At 55.4% G+C, this 22,868-nt stretch carries 22 protein-coding genes and 1 tRNA gene; 12 read left to right on the top strand and 11 right to left on the bottom strand.

The features are described from left to right. Positions 1-53: 53 nt before the first annotated feature. Complete coding sequence (locus GOW98_RS12610; RefSeq protein WP_170332486.1) at positions 54-704, top strand: pyridoxamine 5'-phosphate oxidase family protein; 651 nt, start codon at positions 54-56, stop codon at positions 702-704. Between the two features lie 9 nt (positions 705-713). Then, entirely contained in the window at positions 714-1,460 is a 747-nt protein-coding gene (locus tag GOW98_RS12605) for a pyridoxine 5'-phosphate synthase (RefSeq protein ID WP_170332484.1), read from the top strand. Between the two features lie 2 nt (positions 1,461-1,462). Here GOW98_RS12605 and GOW98_RS12600 read toward each other — a convergent pair whose 3' ends face one another. From GOW98_RS12600 to GOW98_RS12585, 4 genes are all read right to left on the bottom strand, one after another. After that, on the bottom strand, positions 1,463-3,697 hold the full coding sequence (locus GOW98_RS12600; protein ID WP_170332482.1) for a CHASE2 domain-containing protein: 2,235 nt from the start codon (positions 3,695-3,697) through the stop codon (positions 1,463-1,465). A gap of 92 nt (positions 3,698-3,789) precedes the next feature. After that, the gene (locus GOW98_RS12595; RefSeq protein ID WP_170332480.1) at positions 3,790-4,677 is read right to left on the bottom strand and encodes a FecR family protein; all 888 of its coding nucleotides are present in this window, start codon (positions 4,675-4,677) and stop codon (positions 3,790-3,792) included. 476 nt (positions 4,678-5,153) lie between these two features. Next, entirely contained in the window at positions 5,154-6,776 is a 1,623-nt protein-coding gene (locus GOW98_RS12590; protein WP_170332478.1) for an AMP-binding protein, read from the bottom strand. A 35-nt stretch (positions 6,777-6,811) separates the two neighbouring features. After that, the gene (locus GOW98_RS12585; RefSeq protein ID WP_170332476.1) at positions 6,812-7,987 is read right to left on the bottom strand and encodes an acyl-CoA dehydrogenase family protein; all 1,176 of its coding nucleotides are present in this window, start codon (positions 7,985-7,987) and stop codon (positions 6,812-6,814) included. Between the two features lie 103 nt (positions 7,988-8,090). Between GOW98_RS12585 and GOW98_RS12580 the strand changes: the two genes are divergently transcribed. The 7 genes from GOW98_RS12580 to GOW98_RS12550 all read left to right on the top strand — a co-directional run bounded on the left by GOW98_RS12580 (position 8,091) and on the right by GOW98_RS12550 (position 14,597). Continuing rightward, positions 8,091-8,972, top strand: coding sequence for a LysR family transcriptional regulator (locus tag GOW98_RS12580; protein ID WP_170332474.1), 882 nt, complete (start codon positions 8,091-8,093; stop codon positions 8,970-8,972). Between the two features lie 573 nt (positions 8,973-9,545). Continuing rightward, a complete protein-coding gene (locus GOW98_RS12575; RefSeq protein WP_170332472.1) occupies positions 9,546-10,850 on the top strand; it encodes a tyrosine-type recombinase/integrase in 1,305 nt (434 codons plus the stop codon). After that, positions 10,825-11,502, top strand: coding sequence for a hypothetical protein (locus GOW98_RS12570; RefSeq protein ID WP_170332469.1), 678 nt, complete (start codon positions 10,825-10,827; stop codon positions 11,500-11,502). The genes GOW98_RS12575 and GOW98_RS12570 overlap by 26 nt, the downstream gene beginning before the upstream one ends. 724 nt (positions 11,503-12,226) lie before the next feature. Next, the gene (locus GOW98_RS26290) at positions 12,227-12,835 is read left to right on the top strand and encodes a helix-turn-helix domain-containing protein (protein WP_367646839.1); all 609 of its coding nucleotides are present in this window, start codon (positions 12,227-12,229) and stop codon (positions 12,833-12,835) included. A 201-nt stretch (positions 12,836-13,036) separates the two neighbouring features. After that, positions 13,037-13,264, top strand: a complete 228-nt coding sequence (locus GOW98_RS12560) for a hypothetical protein (RefSeq protein WP_170332466.1) — start codon at positions 13,037-13,039, stop codon at positions 13,262-13,264. A 103-nt stretch (positions 13,265-13,367) separates the two neighbouring features. Then, the gene (locus GOW98_RS12555; protein ID WP_170332465.1) at positions 13,368-13,775 is read left to right on the top strand and encodes a hypothetical protein; all 408 of its coding nucleotides are present in this window, start codon (positions 13,368-13,370) and stop codon (positions 13,773-13,775) included. Positions 13,776-13,904: 129 nt separating this feature from the next. Beyond that, entirely contained in the window at positions 13,905-14,597 is a 693-nt protein-coding gene (locus GOW98_RS12550; RefSeq protein WP_170332463.1) for a DUF6950 family protein, read from the top strand. A gap of 40 nt (positions 14,598-14,637) precedes the next feature. Here GOW98_RS12550 and GOW98_RS12545 read toward each other — a convergent pair whose 3' ends face one another. From GOW98_RS12545 to GOW98_RS12530, 4 genes are all read right to left on the bottom strand, one after another. Next, positions 14,638-15,309: a VPLPA-CTERM sorting domain-containing protein gene (locus GOW98_RS12545; protein WP_170332461.1), complete on the bottom strand. Its 672-nt coding sequence runs from the start codon at positions 15,307-15,309 to the stop codon at positions 14,638-14,640. 226 nt (positions 15,310-15,535) lie between these two features. Then, positions 15,536-15,790, bottom strand: coding sequence for a hypothetical protein (locus GOW98_RS12540; protein ID WP_170332459.1), 255 nt, complete (start codon positions 15,788-15,790; stop codon positions 15,536-15,538). Positions 15,791-16,085: 295 nt separating this feature from the next. Continuing rightward, positions 16,086-16,673, bottom strand: a complete 588-nt coding sequence (locus GOW98_RS12535; RefSeq protein ID WP_170332457.1) for a hypothetical protein — start codon at positions 16,671-16,673, stop codon at positions 16,086-16,088. Further along, entirely contained in the window at positions 16,670-16,870 is a 201-nt protein-coding gene (locus tag GOW98_RS12530; RefSeq protein WP_170332455.1) for a helix-turn-helix domain-containing protein, read from the bottom strand. Before GOW98_RS12530 ends, GOW98_RS12535 begins: the two co-directional genes overlap by 4 nt. Positions 16,871-16,979: 109 nt before the next feature. On the opposite strand from GOW98_RS12530, the gene GOW98_RS12525 reads away from it, so the two are divergent. The 3 genes from GOW98_RS12525 to GOW98_RS12515 are packed head-to-tail and all read left to right on the top strand — an operon-like array spanning position 16,980 to position 17,978. Next, positions 16,980-17,222: a hypothetical protein gene (locus GOW98_RS12525; protein WP_170332453.1), complete on the top strand. Its 243-nt coding sequence runs from the start codon at positions 16,980-16,982 to the stop codon at positions 17,220-17,222. Next, positions 17,219-17,410, top strand: coding sequence for a hypothetical protein (locus GOW98_RS12520; RefSeq protein WP_170332451.1), 192 nt, complete (start codon positions 17,219-17,221; stop codon positions 17,408-17,410). Before GOW98_RS12525 ends, GOW98_RS12520 begins: the two co-directional genes overlap by 4 nt. Then, positions 17,403-17,978 (top strand): hypothetical protein, encoded by a 576-nt coding sequence (locus GOW98_RS12515; protein WP_254437984.1) that lies wholly within the window; start codon positions 17,403-17,405, stop codon positions 17,976-17,978. Before GOW98_RS12520 ends, GOW98_RS12515 begins: the two co-directional genes overlap by 8 nt. Before the next feature lie 107 nt (positions 17,979-18,085). Here the strand turns inward: GOW98_RS12515 and GOW98_RS12510 are convergent. The 3 genes from GOW98_RS12510 to GOW98_RS12500 all read right to left on the bottom strand — a co-directional run bounded on the left by GOW98_RS12510 (position 18,086) and on the right by GOW98_RS12500 (position 22,861). Next, a tRNA-Ser gene (locus tag GOW98_RS12510) sits at positions 18,086-18,175 on the bottom strand. 674 nt (positions 18,176-18,849) lie between these two features. Next, entirely contained in the window at positions 18,850-19,428 is a 579-nt protein-coding gene (locus tag GOW98_RS12505; protein WP_170332449.1) for a hypothetical protein, read from the bottom strand. A gap of 13 nt (positions 19,429-19,441) precedes the next feature. After that, positions 19,442-22,861, bottom strand: coding sequence for a DUF6519 domain-containing protein (locus tag GOW98_RS12500; protein ID WP_170332447.1), 3,420 nt, complete (start codon positions 22,859-22,861; stop codon positions 19,442-19,444). Positions 22,862-22,868: the final 7 nt, after the last annotated feature.

Genomic DNA, 22,868 nt, shown 5'->3' with positions numbered 1-22,868 from the left:
CATCCAATATCCGGGCATTACGGGTATAGCAAGAACAAACCCGAGCTATGACTATGAACGAGACACTGGAAATTACCGACAGAACGCGCTTGCGCAGATCGCACGAGCGGGGGCATTTCGACCGTACCACGATCGACCAAATTCTGGACGCGCAGCCCATGTGCAGCGTTGGGTACGTGATCGATGGCAAACCCTTTGTCACGCCGACATTGCAGTGGCGCGAAGGTAACCATGTCTATTGGCACGGTTCTTCGGCCAGTCGCGCCCTGCGCAACGCGCGCGACGCGCAGGTGTGCCTGTCGGTGGCGATCCTTGATGGCTTTGTCCTAGCCCGGTCCGGGATGCACCATTCGGTCAATTCGCGCTCGGTCACCCTTTTTGGGACGGCCTTGAAGGTCGAAAATCCTGAGGAAAAACTGGAAAAGCTCAGCCGTTTCGTGAACGGGCTTTTCCCTGGGCGTTATGAAAGCCTGCGACCGGATCATGCGCAGGATCTGAAGGCAACCATGGTGTTGGGTATGGAGATATCCGAAGGCAGTGCCAAGATCCGTACCGGTGGACCCAAGGACGAGGAAGAGGATTATGACTTGCCAATCTGGGCCGGGGTCATTCCCGTAAGCACCACAGTCGGAGAACCGGTCCCGGATCCTCGAAACATCGATGGCGTGCCGCTGCCGGAGCACGTTCAATCCTTTCGGTTGTAAGGTGGGACTATGACGGACCTTTCGGTAAATCTGAACGTTGCTGCCTTGCTTCGAAATCGGCGGGAGCACCCGTGGCCGGATATTCTGGATCTGGCCCGTATTGCACTGAACGCGGGCGCTGCGGGTGTGACTGTGCACCCCCGGCCAGACGAACGCCACACTCGGGCTGGCGATGTGCGGGCGCTGCGGGCATTGCTTGACGCAGAGTTTCCGGATCGGGAACTGAATGTCGAAGGCTATCCCGACCCGAGGTTCCTGTCGCTGGTTCACGAGGTTCGTGCCGACCAGGTGACGCTTGTGCCGGATGATCCAGCGCAGGCGACAAGCGATCATGGTTGGGATTTCGAGGCGCAGGGCGTGATGCTCGCCGAGGTGGTTGCCGGGCTCAAGGAACACGGCCATCGCGTGTCGCTGTTCAGCGACCCCGAGGCGGAGCATATGGCTCATGCAGCCCAGACGGGGGCGGACCGGGTCGAGCTTTACACCGGTCCGTTTGGAGGTTCTTACAACGATCCCGGTACCGAAAAACAGGAACTTGACCGTCTGGCTGAAGCGGCGGCCGCAGCCGAGGCGCAGGGTCTGAAGGTCAACGCTGGGCACGACCTTACGGTCAATGGAACGCGCAAGTTGGTCACCCGCATCCCCTCGATAGCGGAAGTGTCCATCGGCCACGCGCTATTCTGCGATGCCCTGACGTTTGGGATTGCTGAAACCACACGGCGCTATCTGGACTCCTGCAATTTGTCCGATGGCTGAAATCAGGCAGATGGTTCTCTTACGTGCTCGTGGTGGCTGAAGATCAGACGGTCAGACTGAAAATCCGATCTGAAATCCGCCACGCGCCCGGACAGCGCGAAGTAGAACCTCAGCAAGCCGGGTTCGATTGACTGTGCCTGTGCAACGCAGTCTTCACAAATTTGTTCAACCCGATCCTGAGGTTGGCGATTTCGGATTGCTTCAATCAGTTTGGTGTGAGTAGCTTCCAACCTTTGAAACGCGGCCGACTCCAACGTATTCGTGCCGCCCACCAGTACATATACGGGCTCCAGATCGGTTCTTCCTTTGAGATGGACATACCCGGCTTCAAGCATGGCCAAGTGGTGCCTTGTTTCCTCGTAGACCGAACAAGAAACCAGGATGTCATAGTCGACATGGCGGCAGCTTTGTTCGATCCGGGCAGCGACGTTCACCACGTCTCCGATCACGGTGTAGTTGAACCGACGTTTGGATCCGATGTTGCCAACGCAGGCCCGGCCGGTGGCACAGCCCGTTGCCAGCGCGATCGGCGGTCGCCCTTGCATGACGTCGGAGGCATTGAAATCAACCAGCGCTTGCCGCATCAACAACGCCGCCTGTGCCGCGCGGCGGGGGTGGTCTTCGACCGGTAGCGGTGCGTTCCAGAAAGCCATGACCGCATCGCCGATAAACTTGTCGATGGTGCCTCTTTCCAACAGAATTTGATCGCCGATCTCGGAAAACAGCTGGTTAAGCAGGGTAACCAAATCTGTGGCCGAAACGGTCTCGGACAATGGGGTGAATCCCCGGATATCGGAGAACATCACGGTGATCTCCTGCGTTTCGCCACCCAGTTGTAGCTGATGACCAGCCCCCTCCATCTCATCCAGAATTTCCGGAGCGACATAGTGGGAAAAGACCTGTCGGATCACCCGTTTTTCACGCTCTGTCGAAATGAAGAGATAGCCTGCGAGCAGGCCGAAATTGGCCATTCCTCCCATCAGTGGAAAAGTGACATCAAACAGGATCAGCTGGTTCTGAAAAGCAAGCCAACTGATGCAAAGGACAACCGCTGCCGACGCACCTCCGGCCACAAAGGACGCGACCGCGCCGAAACGTGCCATGACGGCCGTGACCACAATGCCGAGAGTGACGAAAGACAGCAATTCCAGGGCTGCGGTCACATCCGAACGGCTCAGCATTTCACCCGTCAGGATTTGTTCAAGGATCTGAGCATGGATTGATACGCCCGGAACGGATTCACCCAGCGCTGTCTGGTGCATATCGAACAGCCCGGCGGCCGACGTGCCGACCAGAATGATCCGGCCCTCGATCTCGGCGCGCAGGTCGGGATTGTCGTGCGTCTGCATGATGTTATCTGCCGACAGGTACAAGTCTGGATTGTCTCGCCTGTACCTAACCCAGACTTCTCCGTTTTCGGTGGTCGGCAGCCGAAATTCTCCGATCTCGACCGCCAGCATGATGCCGGCTTCGTCCGGGGTGCCTTCGGCAATAATGATGGGCTCGTCCAACGCGACCCTGAGAGCCTCGATGCCGAGGCTAGGGAGCGCCCCGTCCGGGCCGCCCCAAAGGACGGGAACTCGACGTATGATCCCCATGCCGCCCAGAGGCGAAACATTGACACCACCGATCCCCGCCGCGCCGCGATCCAGCGGGGGCGCGGGGGGCGTCCAATGGGGAACTGAAACCAGTCCTGCGGTTGGTGTTTCACCGATTTCGACAATGCCGACATGGGGGGTGACGGCTCGCCCTTCACCGGATTCCCGTGCTGCCGCGCCCAGAACAACCGGCCAGTTGGCGATTTCCAGCGCGAACAGCACATCATTGTCCAGTTTCGCGGCATTATGATCCACAGATACCACACCGGCAAGAGCGGGATCCTGCAGCAGGCGCGCGGGTGAAAACCTGTCGGGTTCGATGAACAGCATGTCAAATGCGATGGCTGCGGCACCATATTCGCCCAGGTTTTTGACCAGCTGGGCCAGCAATGTCCGGGGCCAAGGCCATTGCCCCCAATTTGCCAGTGACTGTTCGTCAATGTCCACAACGCGCACGGGAAGGTCGGGAATGTATTCGCGCGGCGACACGCGTTGCAGAAGATCAAAGTAGATCAGCCGAGTCATCCGCACCGGGTAAGGATCGAGAATTCGGATAAAGCACCCAAACAGGATCAAGCCGAGCCCCACAAGCTGAAAGGCACGTCGTCGCCCTGTTCGTTCCTTGGGCTTTCCGGTCACGTTTGCCTCCGAATGCCGTGGTCAGCCCCATTTGCGCGGGTGTCACAACGACATCGTTTGAACTGGTGTCAATTGGCGCGGCCGATGTGTCTTCAATTGCCGCTGTTACCGCCGTTACCGCTTGTGTCGCCGCCAGAGGGGGCGCCACTTCCGCCTGTTTCGGTGCCGCCGATTGAGCCGCCGCTACCTGGGCCGCCGCTGCCCGAACCACCGCCGATTGAGCCGCCGCGCCCATTCCCGCTGCCGCTACTGGGCCCGATATTGCCGCCATTGCCGCGGCCACTTCCTGTGGAGCTTCCGATGTTTCCGCCATTGCCCCTGCCGACGTTTTCTCTTGAAGATGCTGCCGCGCTTTCGACTCCACTTCGTTCAGCGCGACTTGGTTCATCTCGGCTTTTGTCACCACGATCGGGGCTGGTTTCACGCGCTTCGGAGCGTTGTGGTTGGGGCGGCACGGTGTCTGTCCCGCACCCCCTTAACTCGATCTGCAAAGGGACTAGCAACTGTTCCTGCGACTGCACAAAGGGAAACCCTTTTTTCAATGCATTGTCATAACTTTCCTGATCGGCGGGGCGCCCCACACTTCCGGCTTGCGTTGTTGCCAGCAGGCTGCATTGTCGTCCGGCCTCGCGACATTTGCCGCCCCTGCCGCACATTTCTACCCTGCCTTGAAGCACCAACATGGCGCTTTGCGTTCCGGGAACGACCCATAGGTCAAAGGTTGTGCCCCGCACAGCCATGGTCGCGTTTGGTGTTTGGATGGAATAGGCGCGCTTTTTGCTCTTGCCGGAAATAAACCGAAAGCTGCCGCCAAGTGCCTGAACCGCGAAGTTCTTGGCTTTCCTGTTTCCGCGTAGCATTTTTACGTCCAGCATCATCCGCGCGTTCGGGCCAATTGCGATCTTGGTTTCGTCAACGAAAACAAGTTGAACGACACCGCTGCGGTCGGTCGAAATGGAGTCGCCAGAGGCAACATCCATACCCGCACGTAAGGGCTGAGACTTTCCCGCGCGTGTAAGCTTTGCGCCTTGTTTGACGCCAATTACTTTTCCGATTTCGGCCAAAACCTGCGATGGCAGTAGTAATACACAGAAAATAACCAATAACGATTTCAACCAAGCCAAAACCAACTTCCTTCCCCCTCAGGTGGTTTCGAACGCATCGCGCTCGCTGCTCGGGTTCTGCCTCAACGAAATCAGATAAATGAATTCGAACTTCTAAAGATCATACAAATATGCCTTAAAACCTGCGTTATTGGCAAGTTCGCTGTGTAAAATGTGACCTAAGATGTCCGAAAGACGTTCTCAATCTGCCAACGTATTCGGTGTCCGAAAAATCTGCCGGTCAATTTCTATCCTGGTTTGCGTTATCCCCACGCGGATCATAAAACCGATGCAGACGCTTTTCGGTCAGTGAAGCTGCATACTCATGGAGTGGCGAGATACGGGCCGGTTTATTATGACTCTGCGGCTTTTATCTTTTCCCTGAGTTGGAATTTTTGGATTTTCCCGGTCGAGGTCTTGGGAAGGTCAGCAAACACCACTGACTTGGGCGCTTTGAACCCGGCCAAGTGTTCCCGGCAAAACGCTATGATCTCGTCGCCGTCTGCTTCGTGGCCCGGCCGTAATTCGACAAACGCGCACGGAACCTCGCCCCATTTGGGATCGGGCTTGGCCACGACCGCAGCAGCCTGAACGGCGGGGTGGCGGTACAGTACGGCCTCGACCTCGACCGATGAGATGTTTTCACCGCCCGAGATGATGACGTCTTTCAATCGGTCCCGGATTTGCATGTAGCCGTTAGGGCTGACCACGGCAGCATCTCCGGACCAGAAGTATCCGTTATCGAAAGCCTCGGCCGTGGCGGCCACGTCCTTGTAGTAGCCCTTCATGACCGTGTTGCCGCGAATGGCGATCTCGCCTTGCGTTTCACCATCTTGGGGAACGGGTTCCTCGCTGTCACGGTCAATGACGGAAACGGATTCGACCATTGGAAAGCCGATACCCTGCTGGGCCTGCAGACGTGCCTGTTCGGCGGGGCTTTCATTGGCCCATTCCTCTTGCCATAGGCACTGAGAGATGTGGCCAAAAGTCTCGGTCAGGCCATAGACCTGCATAACGTCCAGGCCCATCGCTTTGGTCTTTTCGAGCACCGAAGGTGGCGGCGGTGCACCAGCGGTCATCACTTTGATGGCCGGGTCAAACGGGTCGGTGCCGCTGTTGTCCAGTTCGGCCAGCATTTGCAGTACGATTGGGGCCGCGCCCAAATGGGTGACGCCATGTTCGCGGATTGCCGCCATAATCTTGTCGGCGGCTGGCACGCGGGTGAACACCATGGTTCCGCCTTGAAGTGCCATTACCCACGGGTGCCCCCAGCCGTTGCAGTGGAACATTGGCACAACGGATAGATAGACCGGATAGCTAGGCATCTGCCACGCTGCCACCGTGCCGAGCGCCATCAGGTAGGCGCCGCGATGGTGATACACCACACCTTTCGGACGTCCGGACGTGCCCGAAGTGTAGTTCAACGCAATGGCGTCCCATTCGTCGTCGGGCAGAGCTGGACCAACATGTTCGCCTTTGATCAGAAGCTCGGAATAATCGAGACCGTCAAGGCTGTCGCCACCCACTGCATTCGGGTCGGCGATCTCCACAACCGGGATATCACGGCCGAGCAGGGCAAAAGCCTTGGACAAAAGCGGTGCCAACTCACGGTCGACAATCACCAATCTGGTGTCGGCATGGTCCAGAATATAGGCGATCGTCTCGGGTTCCAGCCGTGTGTTCAGCGTGTTCAAAACGGCGCCGGACAATGGCACGGCGAAATGGAGTTCGAACAGTTCGGGAATGTTGGGGCAGAGCACGGACACCGTGTCGCCCTTGGTGATGCCCATTTCAGTCAGCCCGCGTGAAACCGCGCGCGCGCGCCGAACAACTTCGGCCCAATGGCGGCGTACCTTCCCGTAGACAACTGCTGTGCGGCGCCCGTGCAGCGCCGCCGCGCGATTCAGGAATGACAGCGGGGACAGCGGCACGTGGTTTGCCGCTGTCATTTCCAGCGCTTCAAAGTGTTTTTGCATGGTCGACCCTCCCAAACAGACCTGCGTGACTTGGTTCAGGCTTCTCCAAAACCCTTTGGAACCGGTAGGTCCGGCAAGGTTTTAGCCCGTTTTGCCAGACTACGCCCGATCACGACCCGGCTGATCTCGGTTGTGCCGTCAACGATGCGCAGCATCTGGCTAAGCCGGGACAGGCGGTCCAGGCCATAGGGTTTGAGCAATCCCATACCCCCAAGCACTTGCGTGCAGGTGTTGGCCGCCTTGACAGCCGCATCCGGGACAAACCGTTTGGCATGCGCCGCCATCACCGGCCCTTCGGGCGTTCCAAGCGCATTGGCCGCGGCGCGGTAAAGCAGGCGCGAGGCTTCAAGCTCGGTCGCAACATCGCCCAGCATCCACTGAATGCCGTCCAGATCTAGGTTCTTGCCGCCAAACATCTTGCGGTTCTTGGAATAGCTCAGCGCCGTATCCAGCGCAGCTTGCATCAATCCGCAACAGCCCGAGGCGATGGACACACGGGCGATGTCGATCGCCATCAGCGATCCCTGCAAGCCTTGTCCGACCGGAAGGATGATATTGTCCTCCGAAACGACGACATCTTTCATGTACATCTCGGACAAGGGCAGGAAGTTGTAGCTGGGCGTCTCATAGCGCGGCCCAAAGGTCAGGCCCGGAGTGTCGGCCGGAATGGCAATCATTGCCATGTCCTTATGTCCTGGCTGGTCGGTTGTTTTCACAACTGTGAAATAAATATCGGCCTCACCGGCAAGGCTGACCCAGGCCTTGGCGCCATTGATCGTCCAGGTGCCATCCGCGTTGATAACGGCGCGGCTGTACATGTTGGTCGCGTCAGAGCCAGATTGTGGTTCCGTCAGCGCAAAATTTGCAAGCTTTCTGCCGGATGTCAGGTCACGCGCCCACTGATCCTTGAATGCATCTGTGCCATAGCCGCATCCGGCAAAGGTGCAGATATTATGCATCGACAGCGCAAACGCGTAAGCACCGTCAGCTGTTCCCAGTTCTTCATAGACCCGGATGCCGTCTCCAAGGGAAAGTCCCTGACCGCCAAATTCCTCGGGCGCGTAAAGACCAGTCAGACCTGCAGCACCGGCTTTGTCCGAAGCCGCACGAGGCCAAACTCCTGACTGGTTCCAGGAATCCACGTTAGGCGCAACTTCAGTGGCAGCATGTTTGCGCGCCACATTCAAAATTTTTTCGATCTTAGTAGACAAGCGGGGCCTCCCAAACTCCGGCATGAGAATTGTTTTGGCTGTCTAAACAAGATTTTTCAATTACAGTATGTGGAAAATTCTTACGGTGGGATTGATTTTTCTTATGGCTGACGATCTGCCGACACTTAAGGGGCTGCGTGCTTTCGAAGAGGCTTATTGGCATGGCAGTTACACGCTGGCGGCCAAGGCGCTAAACGTGCAGCAACCTGCAATAAGCTATCAGATCAAACAGCTTGAACAGGATCTGGGCATTGTCCTGTTTGAAAAATCCCATGGCCGTTTGGTTCCGACACCGGATGCAACCGAGTTGTATGACACAGTTTCACGGGCCTTTCGAAACATACGAACGATGGCTGCCCGGATTCGGGCTAAGGATGGCGACGGGGTTTTCACAATCGCGACCTACCCGGGGATCGGTACATACTGGCTGTCTTCGCGCCTGCCGGAAATTTCAGAAGCGCTGGGCATTCAAGTCAAAGTAATAACCTTGGTCAAGGACGCGGACCTGTTTTTAGAGCCCGCAGATTGCTGGATTCTCTTTGGTCAGGGTCACTGGCCGGGTTTCGAAGCCCGAAAGCTGATCGACGAAGCCGTCTGCCCCGTTGCATCACCTAGTCTGATCGAACAATACCGGAAACACGATGGCAGAATTGATGTGTCCAGCATCCCGTTGATCGAGCAGGAAGATCCCGAAAAGCGTTGGCTGAGTTGGGAAACTTGGCAAGACCGTTCCCAAGACGACTGGAGCCTTTCCGACAACCGCGTCTTGGTAAATGACCATGGAATGGCACTACATCTTGCCCTGACCGGAACAGGTGTCGCGCTTGGGTGGATGGGGATAATCCAGGACTTGATTGATGGAAAGAGTTTGGTGCCTTTGTCGGCCCATCATGCGCGATCGGAGTTCGGGTACTGGGTTCTTGGTCGCGAAGGGTTTTGGGAAACAGCCCAAGGGCAGCTGATCATTGGTCTTTTGAAGAATTGACGGCGCGAACCGAGACTTCAGGTTCTTTAAGATGTTGGACTGAATTTTTTGCGACCGCAGTGTCAAAACACTTCGTCTGGCGCGTCGTGGTTCCGATCTGGTCTGGCAGTCGGCAGTTTTCGGCGGTGTCTGTAGTGTCCAGCTTAGTTAAGAGCCTTCTTCTTCCAGATACCTTTGCCTTTGCCAGTTAACAAGCATTGGGCTGGTGCAGAGGTGCGCAAGGAATTGTGCTGAAGCACTCAATCCCTAACCTTTCGTCGTTCGCAATGTTTGTCATTTACCTGCTTCACCCGAGAGAATGGAAAAACCAATAGCAACAACGAATGCATATAAACGAACAAAAACGGCCCCATAAGGGGCTAAACAGCATCGAATGCAATTGAATGAAAATGGTTGGTGGCGGAGACGAAGGCCGCCAGGTTCACGTTTCGAACTGTATCAATTCAGCTCATTTTCCATTGAAAACAATACAATTTCTATCGGGCGCTGAAATTTCCCGTTGCTATCTGTAACGCCCAATATCATAATTTATGGCAGGTACAATGGCAGGTTTTAGGGATCGGGAATCGAACTATGCCTAAAAAGGCAAGAGAATTGTCTGCCCTTGAGGTTAAGCGTTTGAGGCACCCCGGTCACGGGAACAATGCAACCTTTGCTGTCGGCGGGGTTGACGGACTGTTGATGCAGATAACTCCTAGCGGCGCGCGTTCGTGGTTGCTGAGATGCGTTGTCGGCAACAAACGGCGAAACATCGGCTTGGGCGGGTTCCCCGATGTTCCTTTGTCAGAGGCGCGAGAACGGGCGCGAGAAGCCCGCCAGATGATCCGCGAGGGCATTGACCCTGTGGAGCAGCGCAAGGCCACTAAGGCGGCCCTTGTGGCGGCACAGAAGCGCGGCTTGACCTTTGCTGACGCGATGGAAAAGTTCCTGATTGGCAAGCTGGAAGAATTCGAGAATCCTAAACACAAGAAGCAATGGCGTTCGACACTGGACAAATACGCCGTTCCTGCGGTGGGTCGAATGCTGGTGTCAGATATCAAAGTGTCTGACGTTCAGCGCATTCTTGAACCGATCTGGCTGACAAAAAACGAAACGGCCACTCGGTTACGTGGCCGCGTGGAAGCTGTTTTGGCGTGGGCAACTGTTGCAGGGCATCGCACTGGCGACAACCCGGCTAGGTGGAAGAACAATCTAGATGCAATTCTGCCGAAACCTTCAAAGGTCGCGAAGGTCGAGCATTACCCCGCCTTAGACCTTGATGATGTTGCCGATTGGTTTCGGGACGTTCAATCGCGTTCCGGCTTCGCAACTCGGGCGCTGGAATTCATGGCTATGACTGCCGCCAGATCCGGCGAGATACGCGGGGCGGTTTGGGCCGAATTCGACTTAGGAAAGGCATTGTGGATCGTACCAGCAGAGCGGATGAAAATGCGCAACGAACACCGGATTCCCTTAACCCGTGAAGCGGTGGATCTACTGCGCAATCTCGACCGAATGGACGCCAGTGAGTTTGTGTTTCCGGCAGCTCGGGGCGGGATGTTGTCAGATGCTGCCCTGTCCGCCTGTATGAAGCGTATACACGCGGCAAAACCTGATCGGTACTTAGATCGACGTTCAGGGCGCGCAGCGGTGCCGCACGGGCTTCGCGGCACGTTCAGGGATTGGGCGGCGGAACGAACCGAATATCCAAGTGACATGGCGGAAATTGCCCTAGCGCATTCCGTCGGATCAGAAGTTGAGCGCGCCTATCGGCGAGGTGACATGATCGAGAAACGGCGTGGCATGATGGCGGCTTGGGGGCGATTTTTGCGCGGTGAGGCGGGCCTTAAATTGTTAAAATGGAGGCACGACAGTGAACAGGAAGCCGATGCATTCTAAGCGCTTAACTTACCGAGAGTCTCTGATTGCTAGTCGTGACGAAGTTGATATCGAAGATGAGCTAATTTCCATCCAAAATAGCTCTGACGAAGACAGGGAGTTTCTTACCAAATTTGCTACGGAGCAACGTAAAGCTCTACACGACATCGCCCGTTTAAAGGTATCCGGTCGGTATGAAGAAGAGCGCGAGAGGCTTTCAAAACTGATTATGGAAGATATGGCCGCTGCTGAGGCGGCTTTCCACGCCGCGAACCCGCATGTTCCAGACTTCCGCGAAATGGAGATAAATCCAAAGTTGGAGAAGGCTCTCCGCAACCTTTTTAAGGGCTTACGAAGCCCAAACCCAGATCAGCGCACTCGATTCCAAGCATTCTACGAGGCGACGGGATTAGCTAACATGTCTCCAATTCAAAGCTTGCCGCTAATAGCCGCCTTGGAACCGGCAGAGGAAAAAAACGGGCGTCCTTCGGTTTCCCCACCTTGGCGCAATGTTGCTTGGGCGCTCGACGAAATGCGTATTTTGGTTGCGAACGGCGCTAGCGTAGCGAGAGCGGCGCAAGATGTAGCCACAAACGAAGGCCACGTAACCCAAGAGAGCCGCGCCAAATATTTTGCAAGGTGCTACGCTCAACGCGAAGGATTGAGGAAATAAAACGTTCGACGTTTTAATGTCTTTGAGAACCGAGGTTTTGAAGCCGTAATTAGTAGGCACCCGTAACAAACAGGTGCCAACATGAATACCACTTACCTTTCTGACATAGACGTAGCGAAACGATACAACATCGCCCGCCCTACTGTCTGGCGCTGGCATCGTGAGCAACCTGACTTTCCCCGTGTTGTACGGCTTACACCCGGTTGCGCACGTTGGAAACTCTGTGAATTGGAAGCCTGGGAACAGTCTCAGGCTGAAGAAACAGCAGCATGAAAAACCCCACCGGCGGCGGTCGCGGGCGGGGTTCGTACTCCAGATGCTTTCTCAGGGCTTCTGATAACGAAAATACCACTCTGCGCCGTCAAAGGCAAACCTTTGAGGCAAGAGAAATGCAGAACCTTCAAGTCAAACTACTTATGCGCCTTCACGGACTTACAGAGGCACAGGCAAGCGCTTTGGCCTTCCTGATTTGGGGAGGTTGAACGATGGGTGAAAAGCGAAAACTAACCCGGCAGGAACGGTGGCGATTGCGCAATCCGAAGAAGGCTTGGGCACATGTCGCCACAGCTTCTGCACTACGGCGCGGCCTAATCCATCGCAAACCCTGTAAGATATGCGGAGAGGAAAAAACAGAAGCCCATCACACAGATTATGAACGGCCCCTTCAGGTGCGATGGCTTTGCCGAAAGCACCACAAGCAGGCCCATAAGAAACCGGGGAAATCATGACCCGGAAACATGAAGGCAACGAACACTGGACCAAGTTGGTCCGGCAACACATGGAGTGTCCCGCCTGGCGGGCGCTCTCCCTCCCTGCGCAAGCGATATACCCTTGGCTTAAGTTGGAGTGGAAAGGTCCGAAGGCCAACAACAACGGCAGGATCCAGCTTTCACTGCGCCAAATCGCGGACCGAACCGGGTGCAATGTCAAAACGGCTATGCGCGCGCTTCACGACCTACAGCGCAAGGGATGGGTGGTGGTTACTCGCCCTGCCCATCTCGGGTTGGCTGGCCATGCTCGGACGCATCAAATTGAGCTGACTGAAATCACCCGCCTGCCTAACGACAGGCCGAGGGCTCTGTACCTGAATTGGTGTGAGGGCGCGGATTATCCCGTTGTTGAGGTCAGGACAAACAACCCAAAGGGCAGGAATGGAATTAAAAACCCTGTGCCCTCTAAGGGCATGAAACGTTCCCTAAAAGGGCACGAACAGAAAGGCCACGTTCCCTCTAAGGGCACAGGACGTTCCCTAAAAGGGCACGAACAGCCCCTAATCGACCCATCCGACGTTCCCTCTAAGGGCACAACCTTAACTACCAGGGGTATGGGGTGAAGGCATGGCTGAACTAAGCGCAGAGCAGACTGGAAGCGCCATGCCCCCAAAAGGCACAAGCGCGCCCCAGACTGCGGGGGGAGGGGCAATCTTCACAGTGGCCAATTCTCCAGACCCGCACCCCAGCTTCATTTTCACAGAGACCAATCCTGAAAGGGGGGTGGGGGTTGCTTCGAAACTTCCAGGAAAAGGAACCAAACAATGACACGTACTGATCAAAAAGACGAAGAGCAGATTTTCGCATGTGGCCAGATCGTTTCCAACACGGCGCACATGATGCAGGACGAAGTTGGTGCGTCCGTTGAGACGATAATTGATCGAATGCTGACCTATGCGGTTGCCCAAATGGTCAGTTTCTCAGGCAGTGTGGAAGCTGCCGCCAAGCAACCGAAAGCGCTGACCCACGGCGACTTTGGCAACGTGACCTAACGGATGGGGGGGGGGTGGTCCAATCTTTAGGGCCTACTCCGGCCAGACCCGCTCCCCCGTCTTTTGCGCATATCCCCGTTTCAGAAATTCCAGGAGGCATTTGATGCCACGTAACAGAACACCAATAGCGAAGGCTAAAATGACCGGCGCAGACAAGAAGCACCCCGAGCGTTTTGGAACCCGCACCGAACCGGATGGCGGCGGTCCTTTGGGTAACCCACCCGAATACTTCAACGATGACCACCGCAAGTTCTGGTTTAAGTTTCAGGCGGAACTGCCCTGGCTGGTGAGGTCGGATCGAGCTATGCTTGAGGTCACATGCATCACTCGGGCCCAGATCGAGGCCGGTGGCGAGAACGTCACCGCTGCTCTGATGCGTGAACATCGCCAGCAGCTTTCCAGCCTAGGGGCGACACCTGTCACCCGGTCCAACGTGGTTCTGCCACCGGCTGATCGGGACGAAGACGACCCGTTCGCTCAATTCATGACAGGACCGAAACATCCTAGTTAGTCGGCGAGTGGTTAAACCCCGACAAGGCGCAGATACCCTTACTCCAAAGCCGTATCGTGGCGCAGCACCGGCACACACTGCGAGCGGTGGGGCCGGTGCAACAAATCCACCAATCGGAGTTGAACACCCATGTATCAGAGGTCAGTCAGCGAAATATTGGCGCAGGCCAGAAAAGCCCGCGCCGAAGAAAAGCGCCGCCAACGCGCGTCTCAGAAAATCATCGTCAAAGAACTGACTCCGGTTGAGAAACAGCGCCGCCTGCATGAAGCTCTCCAGGGTAGCTTTAGGGGCTTAAATGCGGACGAAGTAGACGTGTTACCCCTGCCCAATCCGACGCCACCTAATTGGCACTTGCAGCAGAAGGTTTTCCCAAAGGTTGTGCGTCTCAACACGTGGCTGGAACAGCTGCAAAATACAATCGATCAGTGGGCGGATTATAGGTACGGCACGGGTACGGCGTGTTGCTTTACATTCGCTTGCACCGCCATTGACGCAATGACCGGGTCCAATTTTCTGGACTATCACCGCCAGAATTGGCGGAGCGACCCAAAAAGCCATTTTCTGTATCTTCAGACGCTAGGTGCACGCGATTTTTGGGATGTAGCTGGGGTTAGAACGCGGCTGGAAGACGCTCAACTTGGGGACATCCTGCAGTTTGAGAAACACACCCTAGGTAGAGCCCATTTGCATTGGGCAATAAAAGGTGAGGTGCCGGGTGAAATTATCACTTTCAGCACCCATGGACTGGAAGAAGCAAAACTGCCGAGTGAACTCTTCTCAGGCGCGCGTGTTTGGAGCCCTAGGTTTGCAACTGGTAATTAGTGTTGAGCTTCTAGCCCAAAGCCAAAAGGCCCTGCTCAGCCTATTGCGACCGACGCCTGCGTGCGACCAAGCCAAGCCCTGTCAGGCCGATAAGAAACAGGGGGAGTGAGGCGGGGAGTGGGACGGGTGAAGGTGTAACTTGACGTATGTTGATGTTGGACATCTGAACATTTCTAAAGCCGTCAAATTGAAGGTTCATAAATCTAAATGCGAATTGGCTGAATGCACCAAGAGCAGCTTCTACATCGGTCCCTGAAATTGTGTCGATTGGAGGTGCTCCCCTCGTCTCCCCGAACAAACCGAAATTTCCTACAGCAAAGCCATTCACGGGGGAGCTTGTCGTATATTGGCTTGCATTCGAATACAAGCCAACTCGATCATATACGTCCACGGCGGGGTTTCCATAATCATCGTTGTCGATGACCGAAATAAATGTGGTATCTGCCCCCAAAGAGTAAGAAGCAAAATTGATTAGAAAGTTGCTTACGTTGTAGCCCGACACTTCACCACCAGCGCTTATGGGATGTGTGGCGTAAGGGACTGTTTCAACAGAAAAAGAGCCGGTTACCTGCGATCCTACGGTAAAGGCACCAGTTAAATCTGAATGTACAGAGCCGACTGTCGCAACAATTTCGTAGTTAAGCGTCTTAGCGCTCGCAGGCACTGTAAAAGCGCAAAACGCACAAAGTACAGCCACTTGTATCTTTCTCATAACGTCCCCCCACTAGAAACCAAACTTGAAGAACTTTGTTTTGAATTGTGGCAACGGTATCAGAAAACGCGAGATTCCTCAAATTTCGGGCAGTTGCAGCGTCGAGCGAGCAGTAAGAGCGGTGACTGAGTAGGTCCAGTTGCGCCTACATCTACTCCAAAGACTTATCGTGGCGCAGCACCGGCACACACTGCGAGTGGTGGGGCCGGTGCGCGATAAGTCAAATTTAGTCAGGATCGCCGTACATAGTGGCCATCTCCCGTTGATACCCTTCATTCCAGGCATCTGTCTCCTGCCGTTGATCCAGTTCGTCATACGGACATTCGGGCGCATCACCATCCCGATAATCGCGTGCTGCACGACGCCCTTCTTGCTCTATCAGTGCAAGCTGATCAGTTGATAAGCTCATTTTCTTACCTTGTTCATTAGTTCGTAAAAATTGGCATTCGAGTTTGTCGTCGATCTCGAGTGCCAGTAACATCTCGCCTTGTCACCGGGAGGACAACCCCAGATTGCTGGTTAGAAAAAATTTACCAACCTATTGGATTCATTTTTCAATGAGCTTATCTTGCTTTTTGCTTGGAGGTGGCGGGGCCACATAAGACGATGTCTCGCTCCATGAAGTGCCTAGCGGCGCTTTGGAGAGATCCTATGCGTTTGTTTTTCCGCATTGAAGGCAAGGTGACTTACTCGGACGTTGTTTCGACGCTGTCACTTTTGCTGACCATCATCGCACTAGTGCTGTGACGGCGGGGCGGCTTAGGCCGCCCTCTCGTTTATCCAGCAGCTATTTTTGCCCTTATTGCATCTTCTAAAATGTCTTCCTCTCTTCGAGAATAGAACACTGCTTCTAACTTTGGATACGGCACCGGCTCCGAATCCTTGTCTTCGCTCGTACTCTTAAAAAAACCGCTTTCTTCGATCTCATCGACAACGAATACGTAGACGGCCTTAGTGTCTTGCAATAACTCGTTTATGGAAGTCTTGAAGCTCGAATATGCAGCTATTCCTTGGTAAACCACAAAGACTGCACTCAGGACTAAAGGAAGGTTTACCTTAATGCTTCCGTCACTCAGTTCTTCTATCACGAAGTGAATGTTAGTCGCTTCAAAGCTGATCCCCATGCCCGGAACAATTGAGAGGTTCCGCTCTTTGACTAGATCAATGGGCAGAGGGATTTCACGGTCAACACCAATTTTATCTAGCTCGAAGTTTACTTGGCTAACAAAGCGTTGAGCGGCTTCTATTGCGATCTTGCGGTGGTCTTCTTTCTTAAACTCCAGATCGCGAAAAATTAGCTTACCGTGCGCTATTTCTATAATACTTGGACTGACTTTGGTGTCCGCTTCGTCTGTAAAAGTCATTTCTTCAACCTCACACCTGCCCCGCCGCCGTTCTCAGCAATAAATTCGACCCCGGCTGCTTCGAGGGCTGATTGTATCGTTTCAACGGTAGCGGGCTTCAATTCTTCGCCACGTTCAAGCCGCGAAATGGTGTTTGGCGACACGCCCGCCACTTCAGCCAGTTCGCGCAAGCCAAGACCTGTTGCCACTCTCGCCATTTTACACTGTGTTGCATTCATAATGATAGCACTGCTACTTTTTTATTGACCAAGCGCCATCATTAATGATAGCTGTGCTATCATAATATCACCTTTGGAGGACATAGCAATGACCAATGAACGCGCTAGCGCGAACAGAGACGATGTAACTAACCCCAACAAGGGGTTGACCCGTGATGAGCTTCAGCATGAAGCGGTGACGGTTGAATGTCTTCTTGATGCCGCAGTCGCTTTGATCGGAGCCCGCAATAGTCGAGAGGAATTGGTTGAAGTTACCGCCTATGCGCAGGATCGCGCAAAAAACCTGAACAGCACTATGGACTCTGTGAACAAGCCGGAGTTGGCGTCATGACCGACCAAGAAAAGATCAGGGCCTATGAAAGTCAGATTACTGCCGCTGTAAATCTGGTCGATGCCCTGCAAATCGTGGCTTGGGATTTCGCTTCAACTCAGATTGAGGATCAAAATTTGAACCAGATCCGCAATGCAGTTGTCGGGCTTAGCGACAGCCTTGAGAACGTTTTGGCGAAGGATGTTTGACCTTCAACATATGCAACTTTGGGCGCGGCTTTTACTGCGCCCGTTTTCCTTTGTGAGTTTTGATATGAGTTATTTCAGCATTAATCGGCATTGGTCCGACCAGTTCTTACCTGAGATAAAGAGCATTATTGGCAGTCATATATTGCAGACCGCCCCAGATTCGATGGACCATCTTCAAGCAACTGACTTACTGATGCTGGACGCAAAGGATATGCGTATTGCTGCAAGGGTGAGACGACACGGATATGCAGACAGGTACCCGCACCAGTTCACCATTCGGGCCAAGCTACCAACGGGCGCAGAGACCGAGTTATCAAAGATTGTGAATGGTCATGGGGATTGGATGTTCTACGGTCACGCCTGCCCTGGTGGGCAGAGAATCACGAGTTGGTGGCTGCTGGATCTTAGAGCATTCAGAGCGGCATTGATCCGTCACAGGACAACTGGCGCAAATCTGCATATGGGCGACAAACGCAACGCGGACGGAACGTGCTTTAAATGGTTTGATATCAGGTCGTTCCCACCTGAACCGCCTTTAGTCGTGGCACAAAAGCTAGTCACGTCTTGAGGCTTTCATCTGCGCCAAAACAAGAACTTTAGTTAAAGCAGGTGCTTTGGCAGGTAGGCAAATCGCAGCCAAATTTTCCCATAATAATCAGAAGTTTACAGGAAAAATGGCGGAGACGAAGGGATTCGAACCCTCGAGACGGTTTCCCGCCTACTCCCTTAGCAGGGGAGCGCCTTCGACCACTCGGCCACGTCTCCGCCGACGGGTATATCCGCGCAAGCGCCGGAAATACAAGGTCAATTTCGTCCCGGCCGGATTTTTTTGCGAAACCGCCAGAACCCCTTGAAATAGCTCGAAATAGCGCTGATTGGCACCAGTTTCGGGCAAGATTTGGTCAATTCATTTGGCTCGGTTTCCACCGACGGGGAGTTGAATCAGCGCGGCGTCGCTTCGGCAGAGAAGCTTTAAGCGACGGGATTCGTCAACATTTCCGTCCAACCCAGTTCGGACCACGTTCCTCTCTGAAAGGAGGAGCGGTCATGAACAACAGCACTTCACAACAACAAAACCCGGAGACAGCAGATCAGTAGTCGGGCTCTTCTGTGTTGCCAGGGCGGTCTCTCGCGCCATGGCATCTAGGCCACGGTCCTGTAGGCCTGAAACCAAAACCAAGACATCGGGCCGGCTTCCAAATCACTCGCCTCTGTCCGACCGGCAAACGGCTTTAGAGCAGTGGCGAGATCTTAAGGGTAGCTTGGCGGCAAGAGTTCTTTCTCGACTGTTCCAGTCTCTAAGACCACGCAAATAGGAGTGCTTTCTACTGTTACACCCAATCCAACATAGCAGGTCATGGCCGCCTCTTTTGGCTGTTCAATCACTGCAAATTATGCAGCGGTTCAGCCCGATGATCGCATCTCCGCTGCACGTAGCCCTACGTCCGTCCGGTGGGTGCTGACGTCAGACGGCGGCCCGGCTGATTTGCTCCGTGCTGGGCGATTGTGTCAAACGCATCCCGGGCCGCATCCAGGGCGTCGCTTAGGTCTGTCAGCCTCAGCGCTTCGGCTTCCTGCAGTTTTTTGATCTGCACAATTGCCTCATCCAGCAGTTTTACAGAGTCTGTCAACTCGCGCTCAAAGATCTTCCGTGTCTCGGTTCCGCTGGCCTTTTCGAGCAAGCGCGCACGGCGTAGTTTGGTGGTTTCCTCTCCCAGCTGCAGTGATATGGCGATTTGACCGAGGCGGCTCAGCGCTTCTGCAGCTGGATCGCCTATAGCCTCTCCTGCAGCGGTGGCACGTGCGGTTAGCGCCAATCCATCGACCTGTGGCACGATTATGCGACGACCAGCCTCCAGCCCCTCGGCCTTGCTCAAAGATGGGTTGGCGGCGACCAGAGCGATTTCTGCTCGTTTCATAAGATTCTCGCCCCCCCGGCCCCTGGTGACGCGGTAAAGTGAACGCGCCAAGCTGGCGATGTCGGTCTCAGTGTCGATGCGTGCGATGCGGGTGATCATGTCAAACCTCCTGTCATGCGAGGATGTTGAGTTGGTTGAACGGCGCGGGCAAGTTACCGCCGTTAAGCTGGATCGGCTCGGCGGTGATGTTGCCCAGTGCGGTGGCATCGTTGATGCCGCCAGTGCGCACCCTGATCGAAGGGACGATCCGGCGATGAACCAGAGTGTTGGAGGAAAGGCTCACCCGGTGGCCGCCGAGTACCATCAACGGCGGAAGGTTGTCGAACTCGGGCCCACCCTGAGTAAGTTGGTTGTGGCTTACATCCAGACTTAAGAGGCTGCCGTGAAAAACGGTTACCATTGGGCGTAGTAGGGCCAGATCGGCGGTAACCTGCGTCCCGGTCACGGCGACGGTCGCCTGGCGGTTATCAAAGACGTGGGCAACGCCATTTGCTGAAACCCGTAAGACATCCTCGCTCAGCGTGACAAAGGCGACGGTTTCCTCGTCCGTGGCGCCAAGCGAGGTTAAGTTAACGGCAGCCGGGATCGGCAGTCTGCCCCCATCGTCATCAAGTTCAGGAATGTCTTCGAATGGCATACCGACTTCGATGGCTGACCAGGTCGCAAATTCCACTTGGCCACGGCGCGCCTCGATCCGATTGCCGCGCAGAGCCAGTTCACCAAACGGGTGCCGCAGCATTATGCCGATGGCGCGAACCTCGGGGTTGTCGGGTCCGATACGAGCAATCTCGTTATCGCTGATAGTTACGCGGGCAAGCGCCTCGCCAGCTATGCCGGTATAAAGTTCGCCAGATTGGCCAAGCTCACCCACGCCCATGATCATGTTGCCTGCTACATGCACGTTTTCGGTGCTGGACAGGGCAATGCCTGCAGCGCGATCATTGTTCACCGCTCCTGCGATATCCGCGATGTGGTTGTTGTCGATCGACAGGTGATTGATCTGCGCTTGGGGCGAGACAGCGATCCCGCCAGCGCCGCAGCGGCGGATGATGTTCTGCTTGATCAGAACCGAACCGTGACGCCCGGCCAGGCTGATGCCAGTTCCCCCGAGATCGGCAATGCCGGTGCTGATCACACGCAAATCGGTTGCGGCGTCCGGTGCTAAATTAGAAACCGAGTGAATGCCTACACCTACATCCTGGCCAGCGGTGATCTCACAGTCTTTCACCCGAACGTCGCCTGCGCCCAACACCAGGCCGAACAATCCACCGATCACCGTGGCGCCCTCGATCAATGCGCTTGCAATGGGCAAGTCGACCCAATTGACATGCATGCCGACATTCCCGGCCAAGACCAGGTTTCCGGTAAAGCCCGCGCCTGCAAGATTAAAGGCAACACGATCGAAATGTACGCCGTCACGTGCCCCAAACAGGGTGCAATCACGCACCCTCATCTCAGCGAATGCGACAAAGCTTGGCTCATCAATGTCATTCGTTGTCTCATCAAAAGAAGAGCGAGAGCCAAGCCCGATTGCGGCCAAGGCCACGCAGTTTTCCACCACTGTGCCGATCTGCGCCCCGTCCAGTGCGATCGCATGGTCGGTTCTGCCTGCCGCGTCTGAGACGATAACGCCAATGCTCAGCCGCGACAGCATCAGGGCCGAGGTGTTGACGGCAGTGACGCCGTGGCTGGGTGGCAGATTGCCCAGATTGTCCTCTTCCGGCCGTACGAAAAGCGTGAACCTGTCCAGTATGACATCCGTCGTATCAGCGACACGGATAGCCGCACCGTTGCCGAAATAGGCCAGTGTCGTGCCTATGCCCTGTCCCTTCAGACGAATGCCGTTTCGATCGGCAATCTCAATCGGCGATGAGAGAAAGTAGGCACCTGCCTCAAGACAGACGGTGCCGCCGGGTGGATCAACCTGATTGATGGCAGCTTGAATCGTCAGTTCCCCGGAATTGTGCAACTCGGGTGTGACGCAAACTGTGCAGCCGCAGTGGTCCACCTCTTCACCACCACCCGGTTCGCCCTCGAATGCCGGTGGCCAGAAAATTCGGCAATCGTCGACGAAACCGCTGGCGGGGTCGACCACCGCAAGCCGAGCGTAGTGCCGTTGAGTGCCTTGTGGCGGTGCATTGACCAGTTCTTCGACTTGAGTGCCGGCGGTGCGGGCAAAAAAGCTCCACCGATCCATCGCATGCGGATCGCCGGGGCCGTCGGTGGTCAGGGCAATCGTGATCCCCGCTTCAAGACGAACCGCAGAGCCGTCGGTCGGCATCGGGATCAGACCTTCGGTCTCTGTCTCGTCAAGGTCGATGGGGTCGTCGCCATTGTCGTATTCATAGATTCCTGTTTGATCCCAGCGGATCAGCCGGGTGTGACGCGCGGCCAACGTGTCGCTGCCTAGTCCAGTTGGGATCAGGTCAGATCCGTCTTCGCCCGTGGTGCCCACATCGGGTGAGTCGATCTCACGGTCGAATTCGATTTGCCGGGTCAGTTCCAGTACCCGCACGATGCGAAGCATTCGACCGGAACGGTGGTCAAACTCGCGATGATCGTCGGTCAACTCTACCCAGTCGCCCTCTTTGAAAGACAGTTTTTCGTCTCGTCCGATACTGTCTACGGTGACCATGTTGGCCGGGGTGTCGATGGCTTCCACCGCAGCGATCACCGACCCATTTTCGCGGCTGAACTTTATGCGCGGCACACCGTCGTCCGGGAAGTCATGGATCTGGACGCGGTAGTGCTGGTTTTCACGCCCGACATAGCCGTCCGATGGCGGCACAATACAAGGGTCTTCGGGGGCCTCGATGTCGATTGTATCGACGCTGAGGCGCGCACTTGAGGGCTGAATAAGATCGAACCATTCCTGGATCTGGCCGTCTGGTGTTTCACAGCTTGTGCCTTGCGGGACCTCGAGCAGCCTGATTTGCCAGACAGTTTGCGTGCGCGTTGTCGTGTCGATGCCGACAAGGGCCGGGTCGAGCAGATCGGGGTGCTGTACCGGATGCACTTCGCGATCCCAGCAGACCAGATACGCGATATGAGGGCCTGCGGTATTGCCCGCCGCATCTGGCTCTGGCAAGCCTTCCGCCGTCGGCCAATATGGCTGCGCGTCTAGCGGCACGAAATCTCCGACCTCTTGCGAGATCATTTCGTCCAATACGCCCTCAGGGCCATCATTGCCCGTCCGCGCGCGATCAAAGATTGGTGGGTCAATCCCCACGACCGGCGCGCCGTCGAACTCTGCCTGGCCAGGGCTCTCGCATAAGTAGCCGTCCAGGTAAAAGCGACCGCGCCCGTATTCCAACTCGCCGTCATCGTTGAACCGGATTTCAAAGCCCACTGGTGTCTCGATTGGAACCACCGCGCGGCCAATCGTGTCGACCGTTTCGGTCCGGATACGGCGCATGAACATCTGCACCATTTCATTCCAATCGGCGTCCAGTACGGCACGGCCTTGTTGCAAAAACACGCCGGAGAAATCATTGCGCGGGTCAAATGTATTTCTACTGGTATCGCTGCCCATCTCTATT

This window comes from Ruegeria arenilitoris, from assembly GCF_013032445.1.
Classification (GTDB): Bacteria; Pseudomonadota; Alphaproteobacteria; order Rhodobacterales; family Rhodobacteraceae; genus Ruegeria; species Ruegeria arenilitoris_F.
The sequence above is the reverse complement of the archived record's forward strand: the minus strand, read 5'-3'. Positions and strand labels throughout refer to the sequence as shown.

Excerpts from the sequence above, each read along its gene's own strand:
- GOW98_RS12610 (WP_170332486.1), top strand. The coding sequence starts at position 54 with ATGAACGAGACACTGGAAATTACCGACAGAACGCGCTTGCGCAGATCG.
- GOW98_RS12605 (WP_170332484.1), top strand. The coding sequence starts at position 714 with ATGACGGACCTTTCGGTAAATCTGAACGTTGCTGCCTTGCTTCGAAAT.
- GOW98_RS12595 (WP_170332480.1), bottom strand. The coding sequence starts at position 4,677 with ATGGATGTTGCCTCTGGCGACTCCATTTCGACCGACCGCAGCGGTGTC.
- GOW98_RS12590 (WP_170332478.1), bottom strand. The coding sequence starts at position 6,776 with ATGCAAAAACACTTTGAAGCGCTGGAAATGACAGCGGCAAACCACGTG.
- GOW98_RS12580 (WP_170332474.1), top strand. The coding sequence starts at position 8,091 with ATGGCTGACGATCTGCCGACACTTAAGGGGCTGCGTGCTTTCGAAGAG.
- GOW98_RS12575 (WP_170332472.1), top strand. The coding sequence starts at position 9,546 with ATGCCTAAAAAGGCAAGAGAATTGTCTGCCCTTGAGGTTAAGCGTTTG.
- GOW98_RS26290 (WP_367646839.1), top strand. The coding sequence starts at position 12,227 with ATGACCCGGAAACATGAAGGCAACGAACACTGGACCAAGTTGGTCCGG.
- GOW98_RS12560 (WP_170332466.1), top strand. The coding sequence starts at position 13,037 with ATGACACGTACTGATCAAAAAGACGAAGAGCAGATTTTCGCATGTGGC.
- GOW98_RS12555 (WP_170332465.1), top strand. The coding sequence starts at position 13,368 with ATGCCACGTAACAGAACACCAATAGCGAAGGCTAAAATGACCGGCGCA.
- GOW98_RS12550 (WP_170332463.1), top strand. The coding sequence starts at position 13,905 with ATGTATCAGAGGTCAGTCAGCGAAATATTGGCGCAGGCCAGAAAAGCC.
- GOW98_RS12545 (WP_170332461.1), bottom strand. The coding sequence starts at position 15,309 with ATGAGAAAGATACAAGTGGCTGTACTTTGTGCGTTTTGCGCTTTTACA.
- GOW98_RS12540 (WP_170332459.1), bottom strand. The coding sequence starts at position 15,790 with ATGTTACTGGCACTCGAGATCGACGACAAACTCGAATGCCAATTTTTA.
- GOW98_RS12535 (WP_170332457.1), bottom strand. The coding sequence starts at position 16,673 with ATGACTTTTACAGACGAAGCGGACACCAAAGTCAGTCCAAGTATTATA.
- GOW98_RS12530 (WP_170332455.1), bottom strand. The coding sequence starts at position 16,870 with ATGGCGAGAGTGGCAACAGGTCTTGGCTTGCGCGAACTGGCTGAAGTG.
- GOW98_RS12525 (WP_170332453.1), top strand. The coding sequence starts at position 16,980 with ATGACCAATGAACGCGCTAGCGCGAACAGAGACGATGTAACTAACCCC.
- GOW98_RS12520 (WP_170332451.1), top strand. The coding sequence starts at position 17,219 with ATGACCGACCAAGAAAAGATCAGGGCCTATGAAAGTCAGATTACTGCC.
- GOW98_RS12515 (WP_254437984.1), top strand. The coding sequence starts at position 17,403 with ATGTTTGACCTTCAACATATGCAACTTTGGGCGCGGCTTTTACTGCGC.
- GOW98_RS12505 (WP_170332449.1), bottom strand. The coding sequence starts at position 19,428 with ATGATCACCCGCATCGCACGCATCGACACTGAGACCGACATCGCCAGC.
- GOW98_RS12500 (WP_170332447.1), bottom strand. The coding sequence starts at position 22,861 with ATGGGCAGCGATACCAGTAGAAATACATTTGACCCGCGCAATGATTTC.